Source organism: Curtobacterium sp. MCPF17_021 (genome assembly GCF_003234605.2).
Lineage (GTDB): Bacteria > Actinomycetota > Actinomycetes > Actinomycetales > Microbacteriaceae > Curtobacterium > Curtobacterium flaccumfaciens.
Genome location: NZ_CP126252.1, coordinates 3375987 through 3397776, shown reverse-complemented (window position 1 = coordinate 3397776; position 21790 = coordinate 3375987). Strand labels below are relative to the sequence as shown.

General features: G+C 70.7%; 21 protein-coding genes, 1 tRNA gene and 1 pseudogene. 13 read left to right on the top strand and 10 right to left on the bottom strand.

Annotated features, from left to right (window positions below; genetic code table 11):
* Nucleotides 1-48: 48 nt before the first annotated feature.
* Complete coding sequence (gene ypfJ, locus DEJ29_RS16005; RefSeq protein ID WP_111095643.1) at nt 49-942, bottom strand: KPN_02809 family neutral zinc metallopeptidase; 894 nt, start codon at nt 940-942, stop codon at nt 49-51.
* A gap of 114 nt (nt 943-1056) precedes the next feature.
* Between ypfJ and DEJ29_RS16000 the strand changes: the two genes are divergently transcribed.
* Nucleotides 1057-2199: a glycerol dehydrogenase gene (locus tag DEJ29_RS16000; RefSeq protein WP_111095637.1), complete on the top strand. Its 1143-nt coding sequence runs from the start codon at nt 1057-1059 to the stop codon at nt 2197-2199.
* A 28-nt stretch (nt 2200-2227) separates the two neighbouring features.
* Here the strand turns inward: DEJ29_RS16000 and DEJ29_RS15995 are convergent, their stop codons facing one another.
* Nucleotides 2228-3031: an NAD(P)H-hydrate epimerase gene (locus DEJ29_RS15995; protein ID WP_258375998.1), complete on the bottom strand. Its 804-nt coding sequence runs from the start codon at nt 3029-3031 to the stop codon at nt 2228-2230.
* Between DEJ29_RS15995 and DEJ29_RS15990 the strand changes: the two genes are divergently transcribed.
* The 3 genes and pseudogenes from DEJ29_RS15990 to DEJ29_RS18380 all read left to right on the top strand — a co-directional run.
* On the top strand, nt 3030-3815 hold the full coding sequence (locus DEJ29_RS15990) for an alpha/beta fold hydrolase (RefSeq protein ID WP_110863109.1): 786 nt from the start codon (nt 3030-3032) through the stop codon (nt 3813-3815). The two genes, DEJ29_RS15995 and DEJ29_RS15990, sit on opposite strands and share 2 nt — an antisense overlap.
* 53 nt (nt 3816-3868) lie before the next feature.
* The gene (locus DEJ29_RS15985) at nt 3869-4900 is read left to right on the top strand and encodes an aldo/keto reductase (protein ID WP_111095638.1); all 1032 of its coding nucleotides are present in this window, start codon (nt 3869-3871) and stop codon (nt 4898-4900) included.
* Nucleotides 4901-5258: 358 nt separating this feature from the next.
* A pseudogene (locus tag DEJ29_RS18380) lies at nt 5259-5732 on the top strand (hypothetical protein); the annotation flags it as partial.
* 279 nt (nt 5733-6011) lie between these two features.
* Here DEJ29_RS18380 and DEJ29_RS15975 read toward each other — a convergent pair.
* Both DEJ29_RS15975 and msrB read right to left on the bottom strand, forming a co-directional pair.
* Nucleotides 6012-6087, bottom strand: a tRNA-Thr gene (locus DEJ29_RS15975).
* Nucleotides 6088-6124: 37 nt separating this feature from the next.
* Complete coding sequence (msrB, locus tag DEJ29_RS15970) at nt 6125-6532, bottom strand: peptide-methionine (R)-S-oxide reductase MsrB (RefSeq protein ID WP_027466599.1); 408 nt, start codon at nt 6530-6532, stop codon at nt 6125-6127.
* 65 nt (nt 6533-6597) lie between these two features.
* On the opposite strand from msrB, the gene DEJ29_RS15965 reads away from it, so the two are divergent.
* The 7 genes from DEJ29_RS15965 (at nt 6598) to DEJ29_RS15935 (ending at nt 12643) form a co-directional block, all read left to right on the top strand.
* Entirely contained in the window at nt 6598-7071 is a 474-nt protein-coding gene (locus tag DEJ29_RS15965; protein ID WP_181422559.1) for a GNAT family N-acetyltransferase, read from the top strand.
* Entirely contained in the window at nt 7071-8072 is a 1002-nt protein-coding gene (locus tag DEJ29_RS15960; protein WP_111095639.1) for a DUF2332 family protein, read from the top strand. The genes DEJ29_RS15965 and DEJ29_RS15960 overlap by 1 nt, the downstream gene beginning before the upstream one ends.
* 96 nt (nt 8073-8168) lie before the next feature.
* The gene (locus DEJ29_RS15955) at nt 8169-8525 is read left to right on the top strand and encodes a DUF3263 domain-containing protein (RefSeq protein WP_349775192.1); all 357 of its coding nucleotides are present in this window, start codon (nt 8169-8171) and stop codon (nt 8523-8525) included.
* On the top strand, nt 8522-9133 hold the full coding sequence (locus DEJ29_RS15950; protein WP_111095641.1) for a LytR C-terminal domain-containing protein: 612 nt from the start codon (nt 8522-8524) through the stop codon (nt 9131-9133). The genes DEJ29_RS15955 and DEJ29_RS15950 overlap by 4 nt, the downstream gene beginning before the upstream one ends.
* Before the next feature lie 193 nt (nt 9134-9326).
* Nucleotides 9327-9530, top strand: a complete 204-nt coding sequence (locus DEJ29_RS15945; protein WP_017888049.1) for a cold-shock protein — start codon at nt 9327-9329, stop codon at nt 9528-9530.
* Nucleotides 9531-9787: 257 nt separating this feature from the next.
* On the top strand, nt 9788-11410 hold the full coding sequence (gene groL / locus DEJ29_RS15940) for a chaperonin GroEL (RefSeq protein WP_017888048.1): 1623 nt from the start codon (nt 9788-9790) through the stop codon (nt 11408-11410).
* A gap of 336 nt (nt 11411-11746) precedes the next feature.
* The gene (locus DEJ29_RS15935; RefSeq protein WP_146248407.1) at nt 11747-12643 is read left to right on the top strand and encodes a putative endonuclease domain-containing protein; all 897 of its coding nucleotides are present in this window, start codon (nt 11747-11749) and stop codon (nt 12641-12643) included.
* A gap of 218 nt (nt 12644-12861) precedes the next feature.
* On the opposite strand, the gene DEJ29_RS15930 is transcribed toward DEJ29_RS15935, so the two are convergent.
* From DEJ29_RS15930 to DEJ29_RS15910, 5 genes are all read right to left on the bottom strand, one after another.
* Nucleotides 12862-14559 carry a sensor histidine kinase gene (locus DEJ29_RS15930; protein WP_110863081.1) on the bottom strand — a complete coding sequence of 566 codons (1698 nt, stop codon included), beginning with the start codon at nt 14557-14559 and terminating at the stop codon, nt 12862-12864.
* A 66-nt stretch (nt 14560-14625) separates the two neighbouring features.
* Nucleotides 14626-15321, bottom strand: a complete 696-nt coding sequence (locus DEJ29_RS15925; protein ID WP_017888045.1) for a response regulator transcription factor — start codon at nt 15319-15321, stop codon at nt 14626-14628.
* A 51-nt stretch (nt 15322-15372) separates the two neighbouring features.
* Nucleotides 15373-17070, bottom strand: a complete 1698-nt coding sequence (locus DEJ29_RS15920) for a DNA repair helicase XPB (RefSeq protein ID WP_027466594.1) — start codon at nt 17068-17070, stop codon at nt 15373-15375.
* A 48-nt stretch (nt 17071-17118) separates the two neighbouring features.
* Nucleotides 17119-18885, bottom strand: coding sequence for a helicase-associated domain-containing protein (locus DEJ29_RS15915; protein WP_111096034.1), 1767 nt, complete (start codon nt 18883-18885; stop codon nt 17119-17121).
* A 28-nt stretch (nt 18886-18913) separates the two neighbouring features.
* On the bottom strand, nt 18914-19213 hold the full coding sequence (locus DEJ29_RS15910) for a hypothetical protein (RefSeq protein ID WP_146248408.1): 300 nt from the start codon (nt 19211-19213) through the stop codon (nt 18914-18916).
* A gap of 55 nt (nt 19214-19268) precedes the next feature.
* Here DEJ29_RS15910 and DEJ29_RS15905 point away from each other — a divergent pair, with 55 nt between their 5' ends.
* Nucleotides 19269-19646 carry a cold-shock protein gene (locus DEJ29_RS15905; RefSeq protein ID WP_017888041.1) on the top strand — a complete coding sequence of 126 codons (378 nt, stop codon included), beginning with the start codon at nt 19269-19271 and terminating at the stop codon, nt 19644-19646.
* Between the two features lie 79 nt (nt 19647-19725).
* Nucleotides 19726-20469, top strand: coding sequence for a DUF3027 domain-containing protein (locus tag DEJ29_RS15900; protein WP_258376039.1), 744 nt, complete (start codon nt 19726-19728; stop codon nt 20467-20469).
* Nucleotides 20470-20550: 81 nt separating this feature from the next.
* On the opposite strand, the gene serC is transcribed toward DEJ29_RS15900, so the two are convergent.
* A complete protein-coding gene (gene serC, locus DEJ29_RS15895) occupies nt 20551-21666 on the bottom strand; it encodes a phosphoserine transaminase (protein WP_111096037.1) in 1116 nt (371 codons plus the stop codon).
* Between the last annotated feature and the right edge of the window lie 124 nt (nt 21667-21790).

Below are 21790 nucleotides of genomic sequence, written 5' to 3'. Positions count from 1 at the left end.
AGGCCCGGTGCCAGCTGGCACCGAGCCTCCCGTGGTTCGACGGTGCGGCTACAGGGCCGAACCCGGGATGCTCAGGGTGTCGCAGCTCGTCGCGCCCTGCTGGTAGCCCCGCAGGAACCAGCGCTGTCGCTGCTCGCTCGACCCGTGCGTGAACGAGTCCGGGTCGACGCGGCCGGTCGCGCGCTCCTGGATGCTGTCGTCGCCCACGGCGCTCGCCGCCGACAGGGCGTCGGTGATCTGGGAGCGGGTGATCGGTTCGAAGAAGGTCTCGCCGTTCGCGTCCTTCGTCGTGGCGGCGTCGCCGACCCAGGCCCCGGCGTAGCAGTCCGCCTGCAGCTCGACGCGGACACTGCCCGACGACGCCCCCGTGCCGGAGCGGTCGGTGTTCGCGAACGACCCCTGCAGCTGCTGGATGTGGTGCCCCCACTCGTGCGCGACGACGTACATCTGCGCGAGCGGACCGCCGGACGAGCCGTACTGCGACTGAAGGTCGTCGTAGAACGCGGTGTCCAGGAAGACCGCACGGTCCGGTGGGCAGTAGAACGGGCCGGTCGCGGCCGATGCCTGCCCGCACGAGGTGTCGGTGGAGTCCTGGAACAGGAAGAACTCCGGTGACGTGTACGAGATGCCGAGCGACCGCGCCTCGGACGTCCAGTAGGTGTCGAGCGACTCGGCCGCGCCCTCCATCCGGCACTCGACGCGCAGGTTGGCGTCGCGCCCGGTCCGGCACTCGGGGGCGGCGTCGACGGACTCGCCCTCCTGCTGGATCGTCGTCAGGCCGTTGCCGCCGCCGACGATCCCGCTCAGGTCGAAGCCGGTGAATTGCGCGATCAGGAACACCACGATGGCGCCGACGCCCACGGCGCCTCCGCCGATCGCCGTGGTGCGACCCCGCCGCTTGACCTTGCCGCCCCGGAGTTGGGAGTCGTCGTTGAACGTCATGATCCCGAACCTACCGATCAGCACCTCTCGATCAGCGGCCGCGCGTACCGTCGGCGGCGTCGGCCACCCCGACACCTGTCGTACACCTGTCGTACAACCGGAAGGAACCGCACGATGGCCACTCCCATCAGCACCGTGATGAGCCCCGCCCGCTACGTCCAGGGCAATGACGCGATCACCCGCGTCGGCGAGTTCATCGCCCCGATCGGCAAGCGGCCCCTGATCGTCGCCGACGACGTGGTCTGGGGCATCGTCGAGACCGCCGTCTCCGAGAGCTTCCGGTCCGCCGACCTGGCCGTGGAGCGTGTCGGGTTCGGCCGCTTCGCCACCCCAGAAGCCGTCGACGAGCTCGTCGAGCAGATCCGCGCGAAGGACGCCGACGTCATCGTGGGGCTCGGCGGTGGCTCCGCGATCGACGCCGCGAAGGCCGCCGGGCACCTCGCCGGCATCCGGTGGGCCAGCGTGCCGACGGCTGCGTCCACCGACGCCCCGACCTCGGCGCTCGCCGTCATCTACACCGCCGAGGGCGAGTTCATCGAGTACCGCTTCTTCCCGCACAACCCGGACCTGGTGCTCATCGACACCAGGCTCGTCGCCAACGCGCCGGTGCAGTTCCTGGTCGCGGGCATCGGTGACGCGCTGGCGACCTGGGTCGAGGCCCGTGCCGCGAAGCGCGCCAACGCCGACACCATGGCCGGCGGCCTGCAGACCCAGACCGGCGTCGCGCTCGCCGAGCTGTCGTGGAAGCTCCTGCACGAGAACGCCCTGCAGGCCATCGAGGCCGTCAAGGCCAAGGTCGTCACCCCGGCGCTCGAGAAGGTCGTCGAGGCGAACACGCTGCTGTCCGGCCTGGGGTTCGAGTCCGGCGGGCTCGCCGCCGCCCACGCGATCCACAACGGGCTGACCGCGGCTCCGCAGGCACACGGCCTGGCGCACGGGCAGAAGGTGAACATCGGGACGATCGCGCAGCTGGTGCTCGAGGGCGCCCCGGCCGAGGAGATCGAGGACTTCGTCGTCTTCACCACGAAGGTCGGCCTGCCGAACACCCTGACCGAGATCGGCCTGACGGTGGACGACCGTGACGTGCTGCGCGCCGTGGCCGAGGCCGCGACGGTGGAGGGCGAGACCATCCACAACATGCCGTTCCCGGTGACGCCGGAGCTCGTGGTCGACGCCCTGGTCGCGATCGAGGGCATCGCACGCAGCGTCCGCGCCGAGCACGGTCTGCCGGAGCCCGTGCTGTACGAGCACCACTGACGTTCGAGCAGCACTGACGGGCGAGGGGTCAGGTGCGGATCAGCGGCTCCGTCGTCGCCAGATCCGCACCGATCCCGACGTCGACGAGTTCGATCCGGCCGGCGAGGGTGGCGGCGGGTCCGGTCAACAGGCCGGCCTTCACACCGCCGAAGGTGACGGTGACGTCGGCGTGCAGGACGTGCTCGTCCGCGACGCCGCCGGTGTCCACGTCGATGCCGCTCGGCACGTCCACCGCGACCACGAACGGCGCACGCTGGTCGCGGGCGAGCTCACGGATGGCGTCCACGACCTCCCGCGCGGGGGACCGCAGCGCGTTCGCGCCGTGCACCCCGATGCCGAGGATGCCGTCGAGCACCAGGTCGGCCTCGAGTGCCGCCTCGGTCGCGACGTCCGCCAGGCGTTCGCCGTCGCTCCGGCCGGCGGCCCGCAGGATGTCCGCCGCCCCGCCCGCGTTCGGTCCCGAGGCGCCGGACGGGCCGTCCAGCAGACGCGCGCCAGCGTCCAGCGCCGCTGCCAGGCCGGCCTCGTGGACACGGGAGCCGACGCGCAGGACCGCCACGTGCCTCCCGGCCGCTGCCAGGCGCGCGCCCGCGAACAGGGCGTCACCGCCGTTGTCGCCGCTGCCGGCGAGCACGAGGACGGATCCCGGCCCGTCGACCGGCCGCACGGCCGGGTCGTCCAGCAGGTCGCCCACGATGCGCGCGAGCCCGTCGGCGGCCCGTTGCATCAGGGGTTCCCCCGCGTCGAGGTGGGGGCGTTCCGCCGCCCGGATCTGATCGCCGCCGTAGCCGTCCATGGCCACCACACTGCCCCGATACGCTTGAGAGGACATGTCACTCGTCCCCGAAGCGCCCCGCCCCCGGTTCGTGATGTCGCCCGACGGGCTGCGACTCGCGACCTACGACTTCGGCGACCCCGACGCCCCGGCCGTGATCGCGGTGCACGGCTTCGCCTCCGGTGCGGTGCTGAACTGGCACGCCTCGGGCTGGACACGCCACCTGGTCCGTGCCGGCTACCGGGTCGTGGCACTCGACCAGCGCGGGCACGGCGCGAGCGCGAAGCCGCACGACCCGGGTGCGTACTCGATGGACCTGCTCGTCGCCGACGTCACCACGGTCATCGACACGTACCTGCTCGACGACGTCGCGTTCCTCGGGTACTCGCTCGGCGCACGGGTCGGCTGGCACACCGCCGAACGGCTGCCCGGCCGGATCTCACGTGCGGTGTTCGGCGGGATCCCGGACGCCGACCCGATGCGTCGCGTCCGCGTCGACCAGGCGAAGGCGTACATCGCCGACGGCACCCCCATCGAGGACCGCGTCACGAACGGCTACCTCACGATGGCGGGCAACGTCGAGGGCAACGACCTCGGCGCGCTCGTGGCCATGGTCGAGGGGATGCGGAACAGCATCGAGCCGACCCCGGAGAACGCCCCGGCGCAGCCGCTCCTGATCGCCGCGGGCAGCGAGGACGGCATCCGCGACAGCGCGGTCCGGCTCGCCGAGGCCGCGCCGGACGCCACCTTCTTCGAGATCCCGGGGCGCAACCACTTCAACGCCCCGACGTCGCGGCCGTTCCGCGAAGCGGCACTGCGGTTCCTGTCCGCCCCGCGCTGAGGGGTACTCGTGGGTCCCCTCGGTCGGACGGCACCGGGCGTACCGTCCCCGCCATGGACTACAGACTCCTCGGCAACAGCGGGACATCGGTGTCGACGCTGACCCTCGGCACCATGACGTTCGGCAGCGAAGCCGACGAACCCACCTCACACGCCATCCTCGACGCCTTCGTGGCCGCCGGTGGCACGCTCGTCGACACGGCGGACGTCTACTCCGGCAACGAGTCCGAGCGGATCATCGGCCGCTGGCTCGCAGCACACCCCACCGAGGCCGCGCAGGTCGTCCTCGCCACCAAGGGTCGGTTCCCGCAGGGCGACGGCCCGAACGACCTCGGCCTGTCCCGACGACACCTGCGCGTGGCCCTCGACGCCTCGCTCGAGCGGCTCGGGGTCGACCACATCGACCTGTACCAGATGCACGCGTGGGACGCCCTGACCCCCATCGACGAGACCCTGCGGTTCCTCGACGACGCCGTGTCCGCCGGCAAGATCGGCTCCTACGGGTTCTCGAACTACCTCGGCTACCAGGTCACCAAGGCCGTCTACGAGGCGAAGTCGCACGGCTGGGCACCGCCCGTCACCCTGCAGCCGCAGTACAACCTGCTCGTCCGCGACATCGAGCACGAGGTCGTGCCCGCCTGCCTCGACGCCGGCATCGGTCTGCTGCCCTGGTCGCCGCTGGCCGGCGGCTGGCTCTCCGGCAAGTACCAGCGCGACGAGGCCCCGACCGGTGCCACCCGCCTGGGCGAGAACCCGCAGCGCGGCATGGAGGCGTGGGAAGCCCGCAACGGTGACGAGCGCACGTGGGAGGTGCTCGACGCCGTCTCCGAGGTGGCCGACGCCCACGACGCGTCGAAGTCGCAGGTCGCGCTCGCCTGGCTGCTGGCCCGCCCCGCGGTCACGAGCGTGATCCTCGGTGTCCGCACCCTGTCGCAGCTCGAGGACAACCTCGGTGCCGCGGACCTGGTGCTCACCGACGACGAGCTCGACCGGCTGACCGACGCCAGCGCTCCCCGCATCGACGACTACCCCTACGGCGCGGCCGGCGTCGCGCAGCGGGAGCGGAAGATCACCGGCGGGCGCTGAGCCGGCGGGTGCTGAGCCGGCGGGTGCCGAGCTGGCGGACGCTGAGCGGACAGGACCCCTGCGCGTTCGTGCACATCGTGCGGATTTCCGCGGATGTGGGGTCAGGGTGTGGACGCGCGGGTCGGTGAGGTGTCATCCTCGTCGCACGACCGGCTGGTTACCGCGTCCAGCGCCCGGAACGCCCCCTGATCCGCGTTCCGTGTGCCGATGCCCCGGGCGAGACTTCGCCCGGGGCATCGCTTCATCAAGGGCAGTGCGTCGCACCCCCTCCACCCCTTCTGTACGGCAGTATTCCACCGTGCTGCTCTGCTTCGTCGACGAATCCTTCAAGCCGGACCTCTACGGCTTCGGCGCCGTGATGGCGGACGCGGCACAGACCCGCTGGCTCACGCATCGCATGCACGAGATCGTCGCGGCGCTCGAGGAGTACGGCGTCGAGGCGCAGGCCGAGATCCACGCTCATCCGATCTTCCACGGGAAAGGCGCTTGGAGCGCCGTCCCGCCACGCGTGCGCGTGAAGGTGTTCCTCGACGTGGTCGAAGCCGTCGTGACTTCCGGAGCAACCGTGCTGCTCCGAGGGTGCCGCCCCGGGCGGTTGCGTCGGTACCAGGACGCGCGGGGCTTCCGTGATCGGCACTCGCCGGAACAGGTGGCCTTCCAGCACCTCCTGCAGCGGGTCGACGGGAAGGCCGGTGAGATGGGTGTGCACGCGCTCGTCATCGCGGACGAACGGTCGGATCGAGACCGGCACCGTGAGCGCTTCGCGGTGTACCAGGCCTACGGGACTCCCGGAACGTACATGCAGACCCGGCTCGAACGGTTGCTCGACACCGTTCACTTCGCGCCGAGTCACCACTCACGCATGCTGCAGGTCGCCGATCTCCTGGCGTTCGTCTGGGTGCGCTCGCGGACGGTGGAGGAACGGGATCCGCGGCAGGCGCGTGTCCTCGCCGCGCTCGTCGACGACATCAAGGGTGCGCATACCAGCCCGGCGTCTGGCCCTGAAACTGGTCGACCGGCACCACCGCCCCGGACGCACGACAGCCCCGCTCGAGGCGGGGCTGAAGGCGGTGCGGGCGGCGAACGAGTCGCGGCCTGCGCATGCAGTATATGGGGCCGGCAGCGGGACTTGAACCCGCAACCCCCGTATTACAAGTACGGTGCGCTACCAATTGCGCCATGCCGGCTGACGCCGCTCATCTTACCGGTGAGGGCGTCCGGGGCTCACTCGCCCGACTTCTCCGAGAAGTTCAGCGAGATCGAGTTCATGCAGTACCGGTCACCCGTGGGGGTGCCGAACCCGTCCGGGAACACGTGGCCCAGGTGCGAACCGCAGTTCGCGCACCGGACCTCGGTGCGGGCCATGCCGAGGGAGTTGTCCTCGATCAGCTGCACGGCGTCCGGGTTCACCGACTCGTAGAACGACGGCCAGCCGCAGCCGGAGTCGAACTTCGTGCCGCTCTTGAACAGCTCCGCGTTGCAGGCCGCACAGGTGTAGACGCCGGCACGCTCCTCGTCGAGGAGTTCACCGGTCCACGGTCGTTCGGTCCCCGCCTGGCGGAGGACGGCGTACTGGTCCGGGGAGAGCTCCTCGCGCCACTGCGCGTCGGACTTGTCGACGTTGTATGCCATTGGTTCCTCCTGCTTCCGGCCGGGCTCTTCCGGGCACTCCCGACCACTTCACTAAACTCGCCACGATGTCCGAGCATTCCGTGCACCACGCCCGCTGGACCCGTCTGACGACGGACGAACTGTACGGCATCGTCGTCCTGCGCAACCGCGTGTTCGCGCTCGAGCAGCGGGTCACCGCCGAGGACTTCGACGGCCGTGACCGCGAGCCCGACACCGAGCACTGGTGGTTCGGCACGGACACCGATGCGGTTGGGTACCTGCGGCTCATCCGCCCGGCAGTCGACGAGGTTCACCCCGACGGCGCAGAGCCCCCGGCGTGGGTGATCGGCCGGGTCGCGACCGATCCCGGACACCGTGGGCAGGGGATCGCCGGCCGGCTCGTCGCCGCCGTCCTCGACGAACACGGACACGACCCGTTCGTCCTGCACGCCCAGGAGTACGTCGCCGCCCTGTACGAGCGGTACGGCTTCGTGCGGTTCGGGGAGCCGTACGACGAGGCCGGCATCCGCCACGTCGGCATGCACCGGCCCGGACGCTGATGGACACCCGCGCCCGGTACGACGCGTACGCCGACCGCATCCAGGCGGTCTCGCCGTCGTACGCCGCGTGGGCACGGTCGCTCGACGACTCCCTGGTCGCGCTCCTCGCCGAGGTCCCCGAGCAGCAGCGGCAGCCGGAACTGTTCTTCGCGGTCGCGCGGCAGCTGGGCGCGAACCCGTCGGACCCGGGTACGCTGCGCGCGCTCGGCCTGGAGGCCCGCCCTGCGCTGGTCACGGCCCTCGCCTCCGCCACGGTGCAGGCCAACGACCCGCAGCGGCTCGCCCCGGTCGTCCCGCTGTTCGCGGCACTCGCCGAACGGTCCGCGCGACCGCTCGGCCTGGTCGACGCCGGGGCCGCCGCCGGACTGTGCTCGATCCCGGACCGGGTGACCCTGGACTACCGCGTCGGTTCCGGGGCTGCGGTCCTCCGGATGCACACGGCGCTCGCCGAGCCCTCGGTCCGGCTGGTCGCGGACGCAACCGGGGCCGTTCCCGCACCCGCGACCGTCCCGATCAGGATCGGCGCCCGGGTGGCCCTCGACCCGAACCCGATCGACCTGTCGGTCCCCGGTGCGTTCGACCGGCTGGTCGAGGCCGTCCCGCCCGAGGCGTCGGACCGGACCGCCCTGATGCGGGCGGCGGCGTCCGCGACGCTCACCGTGCCTCCAGTCCGGATCCGGGGCGCGCTGCCCGGCGACCTCGACCGTGCACTGGACGCCCTGCCGGACGACGTCGAACCGGTCGTCCTGACCACCGGGACCCTGGTCTACGTGCCGGGCGCGGACCGGCAGCGGTTCGTCGACGGGATCCGAGCGCGAGGCGTGCACTGGATCGCCCTCGAACGCACCGGGATCCTGCGCGGGGTGGCGGCGACGCTGCCCGACGACGTCGATGCGACGGATCCGGACTCGTTCGCGACGGTCTCGCTCGACGGGGTCGCGGTGGCCGTCTCCGACCCGTTCGGTCGGCGTGTGCGCTGGTTCCGCGCGCCGAACCTGTGACCGGTGTTCGCGACAGTCCAGCGCCGTGCCAGGGTCCGGATCGACTCCACCCCTACGATGTGCGAGACCCGTTACCCGACCGTGATCGGAACCGCAGTGACCAGCCCCACCGACGAACGCAGCGTCGACGAGCTCCGTGCTGACGAGCTGCGTGCTGACCAGCTCGGTGCTGACCAGCTCAGTGAGCTCGCGAAGCACGTGCTGACGTTCGAGCAGGACCGGGCACGGCACGACCGCGCGAAGGAAGCGGAGATCCGGGTCGAGTTCGAGATGTCGGCGGCGCGCTACTACCAGGTGCTGAACCGCGTGATCGACTCGCCCGCGGCACTCGCGTACGACCCGCAGCTCGTCAGCCGGCTGCAGCGGCTCCGTCACGCGCGCACCAGCGCCCGGGCGACGCGCAGCTTCGTCGCGCCCGGTGCGGCTCCCGAAGGACGTGAAGAGGAACGATGAGCACGAGATTCCCCCGAGACCGGTTCGACGACGTCGCCGACGGCCCGCGGGTCGGTGCGCACCGCGGTGCCCAGCGTCGCGGCCGTGGCTGGATCGCCTTCGCCTGGGCGGCGCTCGCCACCGGTGTGCTCGTCGGCATCGGGGTGCTCGTCCTCGCGCTGCTGAACGGCAGCTACTCCTTCAACAGCTCGGATTCCCCCTCGGCCTCCACGTCGGCGTCCGCCACCGCGAAGCCCTCGGCGACGTCCAAGCCGTCCGCGTCCTCGTCGGCTGGTTCGGGCTCCGCAGGGTCGGGGTCGGGCAGCGCTGCGGCCGCGACGCCGGCGCAGCAGGGCACCACCACCGTCGTCGTCCTGAACGGCACGACCACTACGGGCCTCGCCAGCCGGGCGAGTGCGGCGCTGACCGGCGCCGGCTGGCAGGTCGCCTCCACCGGTGACGCCGGTACGACGGGCTCCACGTCGACGATCGTCTACTACCAGCAGGCGTCGCAGGCGGCGGTCGCACAGGGCATCGCGAAGCAGCTCGGCGTCACGGCCGTGCAGCAGTCGGCGGCGTTCCCGAACGCCGACGTGAGCGTCGTCCTCGGCGCCGACTACGCCGGCTGATCGGTCGTTCTGCGGGCCGTCGCGCCGCGTTTTCCGCGCATTGTGTGACGGCCGTGTTTCGGGCACGTTGATTTCTGACGGAATCGACGTGAAACAACGTCACACCTCTTGCCTGATCGGACGGGTTCGGTCAGAGTCCCATGCAGACGACGATCACGTCGTTCCGCACTGCAGTACCAGGGAGCAAGAGATCATGGCCAACGGAACCGTGAAGTGGTTCAACGCTGAAAAGGGCTTCGGCTTCATCACCGTGGATGGAGGGGGCCAGGACGTGTTCGTGCACTACTCGGCCATCGACATGTCGGGTTACAAGGTCCTCGAGGAGGGCCAGGCCGTCGTGTTCGACGTCGGCACCGGGTCGAAGGGCCCGCAGGCAGAGTCCGTCCGCCCCGCCTGAGCACGACCACTTCCAGAACGCGCCGTCCCGTCAGGGGCGGCGCGTTCGTCGTGTGCGGGGACGGCGAGCGGTACGGGGAGCGCGACCGCGGCGGTGGTGCGGGGTCCACCGGACGCGACGTGTCCTGGGAAGTCGTCACGAGCCTCCCGACTGTGTTGCACTCACACCCGGCGAGTGCCAGAATCGGCGTTGGCACTCGCTCACGCTGAGTGCCAGCACGACCCCCAAGACGACGTCCGGGAGGGACGAAAAACCACATGGCTAAGATCATTGCTTTCGACGAGGAGGCCCGCCGTGGCCTCGAGCGCGGCCTGAACCAGCTGGCCGACGCCGTGAAGGTGACGCTCGGCCCGCGCGGCCGCAACGTCGTCCTCGAGAAGAAGTGGGGCGCCCCCACGATCACGAACGACGGTGTCTCCATCGCCAAGGAGATCGAGCTCGACGACCCGTACGAGAAGATCGGTGCGGAGCTCGTCAAGGAGGTCGCCAAGAAGACCGACGACGTCGCCGGTGACGGAACGACCACCGCGACCGTCCTCGCCCAGGCGCTCGTCCGCGAAGGCCTCCGCAACGTCGCCGCCGGTGCCGACCCCGTGTCGCTCAAGCGCGGCATCGAGAAGGCCGTCGCCGCCGTCTCCGACCAGCTCCTCGCCAACGCGAAGGACATCGAGACCAAGGACCAGATCGCCGCGACCGCGTCGATCTCGGCCGCTGACCCGACCATCGGCGCGCTCATCGCCGAGGCCATCGACAAGGTCGGCAAGGAAGGCGTCGTCACCGTCGAGGAGTCGAACACCTTCGGCACCGAGCTCGAGCTCACCGAGGGCATGCGCTTCGACAAGGGCTACCTGTCGCAGTACTTCGTCACCGACCCCGAGCGTCAGGAAGCCGTCTTCGAGGACGCCTACATCCTGATCGTCAACTCGAAGATCTCGAACATCAAGGACCTCCTGCCGGTCGTCGACAAGGTGATCCAGGCGGGCAAGCAGCTCCTGATCATCGCCGAGGACGTCGACGGCGAGGCCCTGGCCACGCTCGTCGTGAACAAGATCCGCGGCATCTTCAAGTCCGTCGCCGTCAAGGCCCCGGGCTTCGGCGACCGCCGCAAGGCCATGCTGCAGGACATCGCGATCCTGACCGGTGGCCAGGTCATCTCGGAAGAGGTCGGCCTCAAGCTCGAGAACGCGACGCTCGACCTGCTCGGTCGTGCCCGCAAGGTCGTCATCACCAAGGACGAGACCACGATCGTCGAGGGTGCCGGCGACGCCGAGCAGATCGCCGGCCGTGTCCGCCAGATCCGTGCCGAGATCGAGGCGACCGACTCCGACTACGACCGCGAGAAGCTCCAGGAGCGCCTCGCGAAGCTCGCCGGTGGCGTCGCCGTCATCAAGGCGGGTGCCGCGACCGAGGTCGAGCTCAAGGAGCGCAAGCACCGCATCGAGGACGCCGTCCGCAACGCGAAGGCTGCCGTCGAAGAGGGCATCGTCGCCGGTGGTGGCGTCGCCCTCATCCAGGCCGGTGCCGTCGCACTCGAGGCCCTCGAGCTCGAGGGTGACGAGGCGACCGGTGCGAACATCGTCCGCGTGGCCATCGACGCGCCGCTCAAGCAGATCGCGCTGAACGCCGGTCTCGAGCCGGGTGTCGTCGCCGCCAAGGTCCGCGAGCTCGAGTCGGGTTGGGGCCTCAACGCCGCGACCGGCGAGTACGTCGACCTGATCGCCGCCGGCATCATCGACCCCGCCAAGGTCACGCGTTCGGCGCTGCAGAACGCTGCGTCGATCGCCGGTCTGTTCCTGACCACCGAGGTCGTCGTCGCCGAGAAGCCCGAGCGCACCCCTGCTGCTCCGGCTGGCGACCCGACGGGTGGCATGGACTTCTAAGTCCGCCGGACGGAAGGGCCCCGCACGCTGCGCGTGTGGGGCCCTTCTGCATATGGGGGTTGGCGGGGTGAGCGGGCGGGGTCGGGGCCGGGGCCGGGAGGTCACAACACCCCGCTCAGGTCCGCCGAGCGGTCAGGAACCGTCGGTTGGGTCCGTTCCAGTCGACACTTCGTGACCGTTGGCCGGCGCAGGAGCGGGGAGTCGTGGCCGGCTCGTGCGTGCGGCTTGCGCGTGTCCTGGGTCTTCTCTCCCGCACAGGAGGCCCGGCTCACCTCGTTCTCCACAGGTCCCGAGTGCGCGTGGCCGGCTCACGTGCCCCGCAACGACCATGACGGCATGCCAGCTGCCCGTCGCCTCCCTGCTCCGTTCGACCGATCCACCTTCCGCGTGGCCGATGCGGTCGGTCACGGCATCGATCCGGAACGGCTCCGACGCGCCGACCTGGCAGCCCCGGTGCACGGTGTGCGTGCTCCGATCGACTCGGTGGACTTCATCGACGCCGTCGCCCTGGTCATGCGTCCCGACCAGTTCTTCAGCCACACGACCGCCGCCGCGATCTGGGGTGCGCCACTGCCGCAGTCGGTGCGCTCGGTCGGCCCGGTGCACGTCTCGACCGCGAGGGACGGGCGCCGGATGCGTCGGCCCGGCGTGGTCGCGCACCGGCTGGACCGGCCGAGGACCGTCGAACACCGCGGGTTCCCGGTCAGTGTCCCCGCGCAGATGTGGTTCGAGTGCGCCGGCGTGCTCGCACGTGACGCGCTGGTCGCGATCGGGGACCACCTCGTCGGACCAGCCGGGCTGGCGACGGCGGACGACCTCCGTGTGTCGATCCGCCCCGGCACACGCTTCGCGCTCGCTGCTCGGCGCGCGTTGGACCTCGTCCGGGCTGGGGCGGAGTCGCCGCAGGAGACCTGGCTCCGTCTGGCCGTGGTCGAAACGGGGTTCCCCGAGCCGGAGTTGAACGTCGACGTGCACGACGGTGCGGGGCGGTTCCTCGGACGCGTCGACATGGCGTGGCCGGAGTTCCGCATCGCGTTGGAGTACGACGGCGATCACCACCGGGAGCGCGACACCTTCCGACACGATCAACGACGGGACAACGGGTTCGTGGTGAACGACTGGCTCGTGATCCACGCGACGGCATCGGACGCACACCGACCCGCGGTGTTGTTCGAGCGACTCCGCCAGGCGTTCGAGGTCCGAGCGGTCGGAAGTCGTCGGCGGTCAGCGTGACGGCAGTGATCGCCACGCTGAAGATCGCTTCGCCGGGCGGTCACGACATGCCGTCGGCTGTGCGCCGGCCGGTCACGAACTGTCGGTCAGCGAGCGTGCAGACGACAGATGGTGACCGCTCGGCGGCGTCGGACGGGGTGTTGTGACCGCCCGGGAAGCCGTGAGGGCGGAGGATGGGCGGCAGTTAGCGCTACCTCGAGCAGCGGCCGGCGTGCGGGTCAGGCGGCGAAGTCGCGGGGGAGCAGGGGGAGCCAGACGCGGAAGGTGGCGCCGCCGCCCTCGGTGTCGAAGACCTCGACGGAGCCGTGGTGCGCCGCGACGATGCCGGACACGATGGCGAGCCCGAGGCCCGAACCGCCGGTGTCGCGGGCGCGGGAGGTGTCCGCACGCCAGAAGCGCTGGAAGATCTTCTCGCGCAGCTGCGGCGGGATGCCCTCACCGTGGTCGATCACGTCGAGGTGTGCCATGCCGCGCTCGTCGTCCACGCCGATGCCGATCTCGATCGGGTCGTCGTTCGCCGTGAACCGCATGGCGTTGCCCATCAGGTTCGTGACGATCTGGCGGATCTTGTTCTCTTCCGCCAGGACGATCGGCGGGCGCTTCGGCAGCACGACCGTGGGCAGCGGGGTGGTCTCGTCGGTCGGTGCGGCACCGGCGTCGATGTTCATGGCGCGGGTCCGACGGGCCCGCAGACGCGCGATGGTCTGGCGCGAGAATGCGATCGGCCCGGTGGTGTTCGCCGAGGTGGGCGACACGGGCGGTGCTTCGCCGGAGTCCGGAGAGCCGATGGACGACGACGACGCCGATGGGCGCACGGCCTGGGGCACGCTCTCGCCGGTCAGGGAGTCCTCGACGAGGACCTGGATCTCGCGGTCGGGGTTGGAGGCCATCGTGTCGAGCGCCGAGTCGCGGGCGATGGCGACGAGGTCGACCGGGCCGAGCTCGAGGGGCTTCGACTCGTCGATGCGGGCGAGCTGCAGCAGGTCCTGCACGAGCAAGCCCATCCGCTGCGCTTCCTTCTCGATGCGCTCCATCGCCTGGGCGACGTCCTCTTCCTTGCGCAGGGCGCCCATCCGGTACAGCTCGGCGTACCCGCGCAGGGACACCAGCGGCGTGCGGAGCTCGTGCGAGGCGTCCCCGACGAACCGGCGCATCTGGGCGATGGTGCGCTCGCGGTCCTCGAACGCGGAGTCGATCCGCTCGAGCATGACGTTGAGGGAGCGGTTGAGTCGGCCGACCTCGGTGTTGGGGGTGTCGGCCTCGAGGCGCTGGTTGAAGTCACCCGCGGCGAACCGTGCGGCAGTGTCCTCGACGTCGCGCAGCGGGTCGAAGGTCGCGGTGACGAGCAGCCGGGTGAGCATGGCGCCGAGCAGGATGACCGAAGCGCCGAACCCGAGGAAGATCGCGGTGAACTTGCCGATCGTCTCGTCGGTGCCGGCGCTGGAGACCGCGATGAGCACGTAGCCGGTCTCGGTGGTGCCGTCGGACTGGTTCTGCAGCGACGCCGGGATGATCTGCGCACGCCACTCGTGGTTGTGCTGGCTGTCGTAGAGCGAGATGCGCTGGTTCGCCTGCGAGGCCTCGACCAGGGTGGCTTCGCGGACGTCGGGCCGGCTCGACGCCTTCGTCTGGCAGATCCGGTCGCCGTCGGCGTCGTACGCGGCGACGTAGGCGCTCTGCGACACCACGACGGACAGCTTGCAGTACTGCTCGCCGTCGCTGATGTTCTGGCCCTCGAGCTGTTCGGTCGTCTGCTTGACCGTGTTGTCGAGCTGCTGCATGAGGTAGGTGGACAGCACGGTCATCGTGCCGAGTCCGGCGACGAGCAATCCGAGCGCGACGAGCAGCACCGTGATCCCGGTGATCTTGGTGCGCAGGGAGATCCCGTCCCACCAGTGGTTCATTCGCGTGTGCATGCTGCCCCAACGATAGACAGCGGCCGCCCGGTGAAACCGGACGACCGCCGTGAAGAGGTGATGGTGCTACGAAGCCTTGGACGCCTTCAGCATGTAGCCGAAGCCGCGCTTGGTCTGGATGATCGGCTCGGCGGAGTACTGGTCGAGCTTGCGGCGCAGGTACGAGATGTAGCTCTCGACGATGCCCGCGTCGCCGTTGAAGTCGTACTCCCACACGTGGTCGAGGATCTGCGCCTTCGACAGCACGCGGTTCGGGTTGAGCATCAGGTAGCGGAGCAGCTTGAACTCGGTGGGCGAGAGCTCGATCTGGGCGTCGCCGATCGTGACCTCGTGCGTGTCCTGGTCCATCGTGAGCTCGCCGGCGCGGATGATCGCGTCTTCCTCGTCGTTCATGGTGCGACGGAGGATGGCCTTGATGCGGGCGACGATCTCGTCGAGCGAGAACGGCTTCGTGACGTAGTCGTCGCCGCCGACGGTGAGGCCGGTGATCTTGTCCTCGGTGTCGTCCTTCGCCGTCAGGAACAGGATCGGCGAGGTGTAGCCCGAGGAACGCAGGCGCTTGGTCACACCGAAGCCGTTCATGTCGGGCAGCATCACGTCGAGGATGATGAGGTCCGGCTCTTCTTCCAGCACGGCGGAGATCGCCTGTGCTCCGTTGCCCACCGCACGCACGGCGAAGCCGGCGAAGCGCAACGAGGTCGTCAGGAGGTCGCGGATGTTCGGCTCGTCGTCGACGATCAGGATCTTGGGGCCATCGCTCATGGTCTTATCTTCTGACTGTTCCCTCGGGGTTTCCTGAGAGCGGTTCGTACGTCAGCCCACGGGCGTCTGGACCTGGTCGGCGTCGAGGATCGTGTACGAGTACCCCTGCTCCGCCAGGAACCGCTGCCGGTTCTGCGCGAAGTCCTGGTCGACGGTGTCCCGGGCCACGAGCGTGTAGAACGACGCGGGCAGGCCGTCCTTGTTCGGGCGGAGGAGTCGGCCGAGCCGCTGTGCCTCTTCCTGCCGCGATCCGAACGAGCCGGAGACCTGGATGGCGACGGTCGCATCGGGCAGGTCGATCGAGAAGTTCGCGACCTTCGAGACGACGAGCACGTCGACCTCGCCGGACCGGAACGCGTCGTACAGCCGCTCCCGTTCGTCGACCGGGGTCGCCCCCGTGATCTCCGCGGCGTCGAGCGACGCAGCCAGTTCGTCGAGCTGGTCGATGTACTGCCCGATCACCAGGATCTGCTCACCGCGGTGCTTCTCGATGAGTTCCCGCACCACCGGGGTCTTGGCCGGGGACGTCGCGGCGAGCCGGTAGCGCTCGTCGTCGCTCGACGCCGCGTACTCCAGGCGGTCCTGGTGCGGCAGGTCGATGCGGACCTCGTAGCAGGAGGCCGGCGAGATGTAGCCCTGCGCCTCGATCTCCTTCCACGGGGCGTCGTACCGCTTCGGCCCGATGAGCGAGAAGACGTCGCCCTCGCGGCCGTCCTCGCGCACGAGCGTCGCCGTCAGGCCCAGGCGTCGGCGGGCCTGCAGGTCGGCGGTCAGCTTGAACACCGGCGCGGGCAGCAGGTGCACCTCGTCGTAGACGATGAGCCCCCAGTCGAGGGCGTCGAGGAGCGACAGGTGCGTGTACTCGCCCTTCCGGCGGGCGGTGAGGATCTGGTAGGTCGCGATCGTGACCGGCCGGATCTCCTTGACGCTGCCCGAGTACTCGCCGATGTCCTCCGGCGTCAGGGTCGTGCGCTTGAGGAGCTCGGTGCGCCACTGCCGCGCCGACACGGTGTTCGTCACGAGGATGAGCGTGGTCGCCTTGACGGTCGCCATCGCGCCCGCGCCGACGAGCGTCTTGCCCGCGCCACAGGGCAGCACGACGACGCCGGAGCCCTGGGCGAAGAACGTGTCGACGGCCTGCTCCTGGTACGGCCGCATGTGCCACTCGGCGGTGTCCAGGTCGATCGGGTGCGGCTGGCCCGGGGTGTAGCCCGCCAGGTCCTCCGCCGGCCAGCCGAGCTTCACGAGCTCCTGCTTGATCTGTCCCCGCGCCCACGGCTGCAGCTCGACCTCGGTCGAGGACCGCATGTCGCCGAGCAGCGGCTTGATGCGCTTCGACCGGATGACCTCGGCCAGCACCGACGGGTCCTCGGCGGTGAGGAGCAGGAGCGGCAGCCGCTCGAGTTCCTCGGTGGGGGAGTTCGCGATCACGGGGGCGTCGGGTCGTTCCTCGCGACGGATCACGAGTCGTCCGTAGCGCGAGACCGTGTCGCGGATGTCGACCGTGACGCTCTGCGGCACGGGGAACTTGGCGAAGCGTTCCAGGGTGTCGATCATCGCCTCGGCGTCGTGGCCCGCGGCGCGCGCGTTCCAGAGTCCGAGGCGGGTGATCCGGTAGGTGTGCACGTGCTCGGGAGCGCGTTCGAGCTCGGCGAAGGCCGCGAGCTCGTGGCGTGCGTCCTCGGCGTCGGGGTGCGCGACCTCGAGGAGCACGGTGCGGTCGCTCTGCACGATCAGCGGTCCGTTCATGACCTGCCAGCCTAGCCGTCGGCACCTGCGTGCGGGTGACCGCGCGGCTCAGGCGTCGCTCTCGACCGACACGACGAGCGACAGCGGCAGGGTGCGCTCGACGTCGACGGCCGTGTCCCGCCCGCGGACGCGTCCGGCCGCGACCGAGGTCGGCACGATCGAGAACGGCCGCTCCGAGCCGTCCGGCATCCGGACGGTCACACGGATCGGCGTGCGTCCGCGCACGGCCAGGTCGATCTGCCGACCGAGCCACTCCTGCTCCGGCTCCGCGTCGCCGCGCTGCGTCGTCAGGCGGAGCCGTTCGACGAGTGCGTGCGCCGACTGTTCCGGCGAGCGTCCGGTGGGGCTGCGTCGGCCGGGAGGCCCGTGGTGCGCCTCGGGGCGGGCTGCGGTCGTCAGGACGGCCGGGTAGCGCTGGTCCTCGAGCGCGGTGTGCACGACGTGCGGCGGGTAGCGCGTGGTCAGCGTCGTCAGGTCGGGCCGCTCCCACGCGAGCTGCCGGAGCTCGGCGTCCACCCCGACGAGGTCGAGCTGGTCGGCGGTGCCGCGGACCTCGGTCCCGACGCCGCCCGGCCCCCGGTCGACGACGATGCTGCCGTCGCGTCCGGCCACCTGGTCGATCAGGTAGGCGAGGGGCTGCGGGATCCCGGTGGCCGACAGCCGTCCGAGCAGGGACCGCAGGTCGTCGCGGGAGTGTCCGGCCCGGAACGCCGCGCGCAGGGTGTCCTCGGAGATGCGGTAGCGCGCCGCGAGGCCCGGTGCCTCGAGCACGGCGACGGTGCGCAGGGCGTCGTCGTCCACCGGCGCGAGCGGCCCCGGTGCGATGACGGTGAGGTCGTGCTGCAGGTAGACCCGCTCGACGGTGCCCGGCAGGTCGTCGGCGGCCTGCTCGGCGTCGCCGTCGAGGAGCGCCCGACCGGTGCTCGTCACGATGCCGTCGACCGCCAGGCCGAGCGACGCCGCGGTGCCGGCGACGTCGAGCAGCAGGGCGTCGAGCCAGCGGGACCCCGCCGGGTACGCCCACCGACCGAGCGGCACGAGGTCGCGCAGGTCCCCGTCGGCCAGCTCGAGCACCTGGTGCACGGCGGGCGGGAGCGTGTCCGACCACGCGGCCACCAGGGACACCCAGCGTTCCGGCCAGCTCGCGAGCAACCACGCGTGCCCGGGGTCGGTGACGATCCAGCGTCCGGTGTCGGGGTCGGCGAACCCGATGCCGTCGAGCAGCGCCAGGCGACCGGCGACGAGCTCGGCATCGGTGCCGATGCGCTCGGCCAGGGTGCGGGCGAGCGGCATGCCGATCCCGCCCTTGACGAGTTCGCGGACGGCGCCGGCGTCGACCGCCCGCAGCAGCTCGGCGAGCACCGTCATCGTCGCGAACGCCTGCTCCGCGCCGGTGGTGCGCGCACGCTCGAGTGCCGCGGCGTCGAGAGCGGGAGCAGCGGGGCGGACCTGCTCCGGGCCTCCAGGCTGCTCGTCGAGCGAGGTGAGGTCGGGGTGGGCGGCCACGCGTGCGGCGACCGCGTCGTCGACCGCGCCGTCCTCGTCGGCGAGGCCGAGCTCGATCGCGGGGCCGAGCGCGTCGACGGCGCCGCCGTCACGCAGCGCCAGGATCGTGGCGCGCGGCAGGTGCTCGACCGCGGCGTCCACGGCGTCGTCGCTGCGGAGCGCCTCGGCGAGGTCGAAGAAGTCGGTGATGCGCTGCGGGCCGGTCTCGGCGAGTGCAGCGGTGGGGAGTCGCCTCGCCGCGACGAGGCGCTCGAGCGCATCGTCCGGCATCGCCCGGAGTCGGGCGGCGAGGTCGGCGGTGGTCGTCATCGTCCGGTGCCAGCGTCCGGGGCGGACGTCAGCGAGCCGTCCGGTTCGCTCGTGCGCGACGTGTCCAGGTGATGCCGAGGAGCGTGAAGACCAGCACCATGGCGATCGGGAAGCCGAAGAGCGGGATCGCCATGACCACCGGCCACGGCATCGCACCCTGGGCGCTGGGAGCGGTGAGCCACATGATGATCATCGCGACGAAGCAGAGCAGGCCGAGGATGATGATCCCACCGATCATGAACGCCAGAGCGCGTTCGGTACGATTGAACGTCACCGGGGGTTCTGCGGAGTCCTGCGGGTTCCCGGTTGATCGGGTCGGCTTGGCCATCGACCCAGGATATCCGACGCACCACGGCCGTACCACGACCTCGAGGAGTCCACGCATGCCCACCGGCAAGGTCAAGTTCTACGACGACGACAAGGGCTTCGGCTTCATCACCGGAGACGACGGCGACCAGGTGTTCCTGCACGCGTCCTCGCTGCCCGACGGCGTCGTGACCGTCAAGGCCGGCACGCGGCTCGAGTACGGCGTCGTCCAGGGCAAGAAGGGGTCGCAGGCGTTGTCCGTGCGGCTGCTCGAGCCCCAGCCGTCGCTGTCGCGGATGACCCGTCGCTCCGCGGACGACATGGCCGTGATCGTCGAGGACCTGGTGAAGGAACTCGACCGGATCAGCGGAGACCTCCGCCACGGCCGCTACCCGAAGAACGGCGATCGCATCGCCGCCATCCTGCGGCACGTCGCAGACCAGTTGGAGGCGTGACCCCATGACCGAGTCCGAGACAGCAGGGGCCGAGACGGCTCCCGACGCAGCGTCGACTGACGCCGTGTCCACTGACGCCGTGTCCACCGACGCAGCGTCCGTTGACTACACCGACCTGGCGCGCGAGGCGTTGCTCGAGGTCACCCCGGAGTCGACCGTCGGCGCACCCGTCGGCACCGTGGACGAAGGGGACGGCGTCGTGTCCGTCCTGTTCGCCAACCGCCTGCCCGGGTACCCCGGGTGGCGCTGGACCGTCAGCGTTGCGAAGATCGGCGACGACGAACCCACCGTGCTCGAGGTCGAGTTGATGCCCGGGGACGGCTCGCTCGTCGCGCCCGAGTGGGTGCCGTGGTCCGAGCGACTGGCCGAGTACCGGGCCGCGCAGGAGCACGAGGGTGAGGGCGAGGACGCGGCGGACGAGGACTCGGACGACGAGGACTACGACGACGAGTCGGATGAGGACGACGACGAGGACTCGGACGAGGACGACGAGGACTCGGACGAGGACGACGACTACGACGACGCGGATGACGACGAGGACGACGACGAGTCGGACGACGACGATGACGACGAGTTCGACGCCGACGAGGACGACCTCGACGAGTCGGACGACGACGACATCGAGGGTGTGGACGTCGATGCCCTCGCCGATGTGAGCGACACCGACAGCGACACCGCCGCCGCCTCGGCCCCCGAGGACGAGGCCCCGCAGCCGCCCCGTCGTCGCCGTGCCCGCCGCGTGCAGCCGTTCGAGCCCGACGCCGATCTCGAGGTCGACCAGCTCGACGCCGGCGAGGCCGACCCGGGCTTCCACCGCGCCTGACCCACCCGGAACGAGGACGGGCCCGGCACCACCGATCGGGTGGTGCCGGGCCCGTCCTCGTTCCGGCGGGTGTCCCCGACGTCAGCGCAGGGCGTCGATCGTGAAGTCGATCGCGCGCACGAGCTTCGCGACGTCGTCCGGGTCGATCGCGGTGAACGTCGCGACGCGCAGCTGGTTGCGGCCGAGCTTCCGGTACGGCTCGGTGTCGACGATGCCGTTCGCACGCAGGGTCGCGGCCACGGCCTTGGCGTCGATCGAGTCGTCGAGGTCGATCGTGGCGACGACCTGGGAGCGCGCGGCGGGGTCGGTGACGAACGGGGTCGCGGAGTCGCTGGCCTCGGCCCAGTCGTAGATCGTCGACGACGAGGTCTTCGTGCGGAGGTCCGCCCACGCCAGGCCGCCGGACTCGTTCATCCACCGCACCTGCTCGTCGAGGAGCAGCAGCGTGGAGATCGCCGGGGTGTTCAGGGTCTGGTTCAGGCGCGAGTTGTCGACGGCGTTCTTGAGCGACAGGAACTCCGGGATGTACCGGTCGGAGGCGGCGATGCGCTCGATCCGCTCGATCGCGGCGGGGGAGAGCAGCGCGAGCCAGAGCCCGCCGTCCGAGGCGAAGTTCTTCTGCGGGGCGAAGTAGTAGACGTCGGTGGCGCTGACGTCGAACAGGGCACCACCGGCGGCGCTGGTCGCGTCGACGACGGTGAGGGCGCCGGCGTCACCGGTCGCGCGGACGACGGGGGCCATGACGCCCGTCGAGGTCTCGTTGTGCGGGTAGGCGTAGACGTCCACGCCCTCCACCGGCTCGAGGGCAGCGAGGGAGCCACCCGGCGCCTCGACGACGTGCGGCGCCTCGAGCCACGGGGCCGCTGCGGCCTTGGCGAACTTCGACCCGAACTCGCCGAAGGACAGGTTCTCGGCACGGCGCTCGATGAGGCCGAACGCGGCGGCGTCCCAGAACGCGGTCGAGCCGCCGTTGCCGAGGACGACCTCGTAGCCCTCGGGGACCTGGAACAGGTCGGCGAGACCGGAGCGGACGCTACCGACCAGGTCCTTCACGGGCTTCTGGCGGTGCGAGGTGCCGAGGATCGTGGCGCCGCGCGTCACGAGGGACTCGAGCTGGGCGCCGCGGATCTTCGACGGACCGCAGCCGAAGCGACCGTCGGTGGGGAGGAGTTCGGCCGGGATGACGATGTCTGCCATGCACCGATCCTACCGACGACGATCCGCCTGCCCGAGCCCGTGTACCGGCCGGACGGGGAGGGTTCGACCCACCCGTCCACCGCGTCGGATGACCCTTTCTCACGTGCACCCGGGTGCCGGTCGG

What these genes read in the sequence shown, in the direction of transcription:
- ypfJ (WP_111095643.1), bottom strand. Translation starts at nt 942, where the DNA reads ATGACGTTCAACGACGACTCCCAACTCCGGGGCGGCAAGGTCAAGCGG.
- DEJ29_RS16000 (WP_111095637.1), top strand. Translation starts at nt 1,057, where the DNA reads ATGGCCACTCCCATCAGCACCGTGATGAGCCCCGCCCGCTACGTCCAG.
- DEJ29_RS15990 (WP_110863109.1), top strand. Translation starts at nt 3,030, where the DNA reads ATGTCACTCGTCCCCGAAGCGCCCCGCCCCCGGTTCGTGATGTCGCCC.
- DEJ29_RS15995 (WP_258375998.1), bottom strand. Translation starts at nt 3,031, where the DNA reads ATGTCCTCTCAAGCGTATCGGGGCAGTGTGGTGGCCATGGACGGCTAC.
- DEJ29_RS15985 (WP_111095638.1), top strand. Translation starts at nt 3,869, where the DNA reads ATGGACTACAGACTCCTCGGCAACAGCGGGACATCGGTGTCGACGCTG.
- msrB (WP_027466599.1), bottom strand. Translation starts at nt 6,532, where the DNA reads ATGGCATACAACGTCGACAAGTCCGACGCGCAGTGGCGCGAGGAGCTC.
- DEJ29_RS15965 (WP_181422559.1), top strand. Translation starts at nt 6,598, where the DNA reads ATGTCCGAGCATTCCGTGCACCACGCCCGCTGGACCCGTCTGACGACG.
- DEJ29_RS15960 (WP_111095639.1), top strand. Translation starts at nt 7,071, where the DNA reads ATGGACACCCGCGCCCGGTACGACGCGTACGCCGACCGCATCCAGGCG.
- DEJ29_RS15950 (WP_111095641.1), top strand. Translation starts at nt 8,522, where the DNA reads ATGAGCACGAGATTCCCCCGAGACCGGTTCGACGACGTCGCCGACGGC.
- DEJ29_RS15945 (WP_017888049.1), top strand. Translation starts at nt 9,327, where the DNA reads ATGGCCAACGGAACCGTGAAGTGGTTCAACGCTGAAAAGGGCTTCGGC.
- groL (WP_017888048.1), top strand. Translation starts at nt 9,788, where the DNA reads ATGGCTAAGATCATTGCTTTCGACGAGGAGGCCCGCCGTGGCCTCGAG.
- DEJ29_RS15935 (WP_146248407.1), top strand. Translation starts at nt 11,747, where the DNA reads ATGCCAGCTGCCCGTCGCCTCCCTGCTCCGTTCGACCGATCCACCTTC.
- DEJ29_RS15930 (WP_110863081.1), bottom strand. Translation starts at nt 14,559, where the DNA reads ATGCACACGCGAATGAACCACTGGTGGGACGGGATCTCCCTGCGCACC.
- DEJ29_RS15925 (WP_017888045.1), bottom strand. Translation starts at nt 15,321, where the DNA reads ATGAGCGATGGCCCCAAGATCCTGATCGTCGACGACGAGCCGAACATC.
- DEJ29_RS15920 (WP_027466594.1), bottom strand. Translation starts at nt 17,070, where the DNA reads ATGAACGGACCGCTGATCGTGCAGAGCGACCGCACCGTGCTCCTCGAG.
- DEJ29_RS15915 (WP_111096034.1), bottom strand. Translation starts at nt 18,885, where the DNA reads ATGACGACCACCGCCGACCTCGCCGCCCGACTCCGGGCGATGCCGGAC.
- DEJ29_RS15910 (WP_146248408.1), bottom strand. Translation starts at nt 19,213, where the DNA reads ATGGCCAAGCCGACCCGATCAACCGGGAACCCGCAGGACTCCGCAGAA.
- DEJ29_RS15905 (WP_017888041.1), top strand. Translation starts at nt 19,269, where the DNA reads ATGCCCACCGGCAAGGTCAAGTTCTACGACGACGACAAGGGCTTCGGC.
- serC (WP_111096037.1), bottom strand. Translation starts at nt 21,666, where the DNA reads ATGGCAGACATCGTCATCCCGGCCGAACTCCTCCCCACCGACGGTCGC.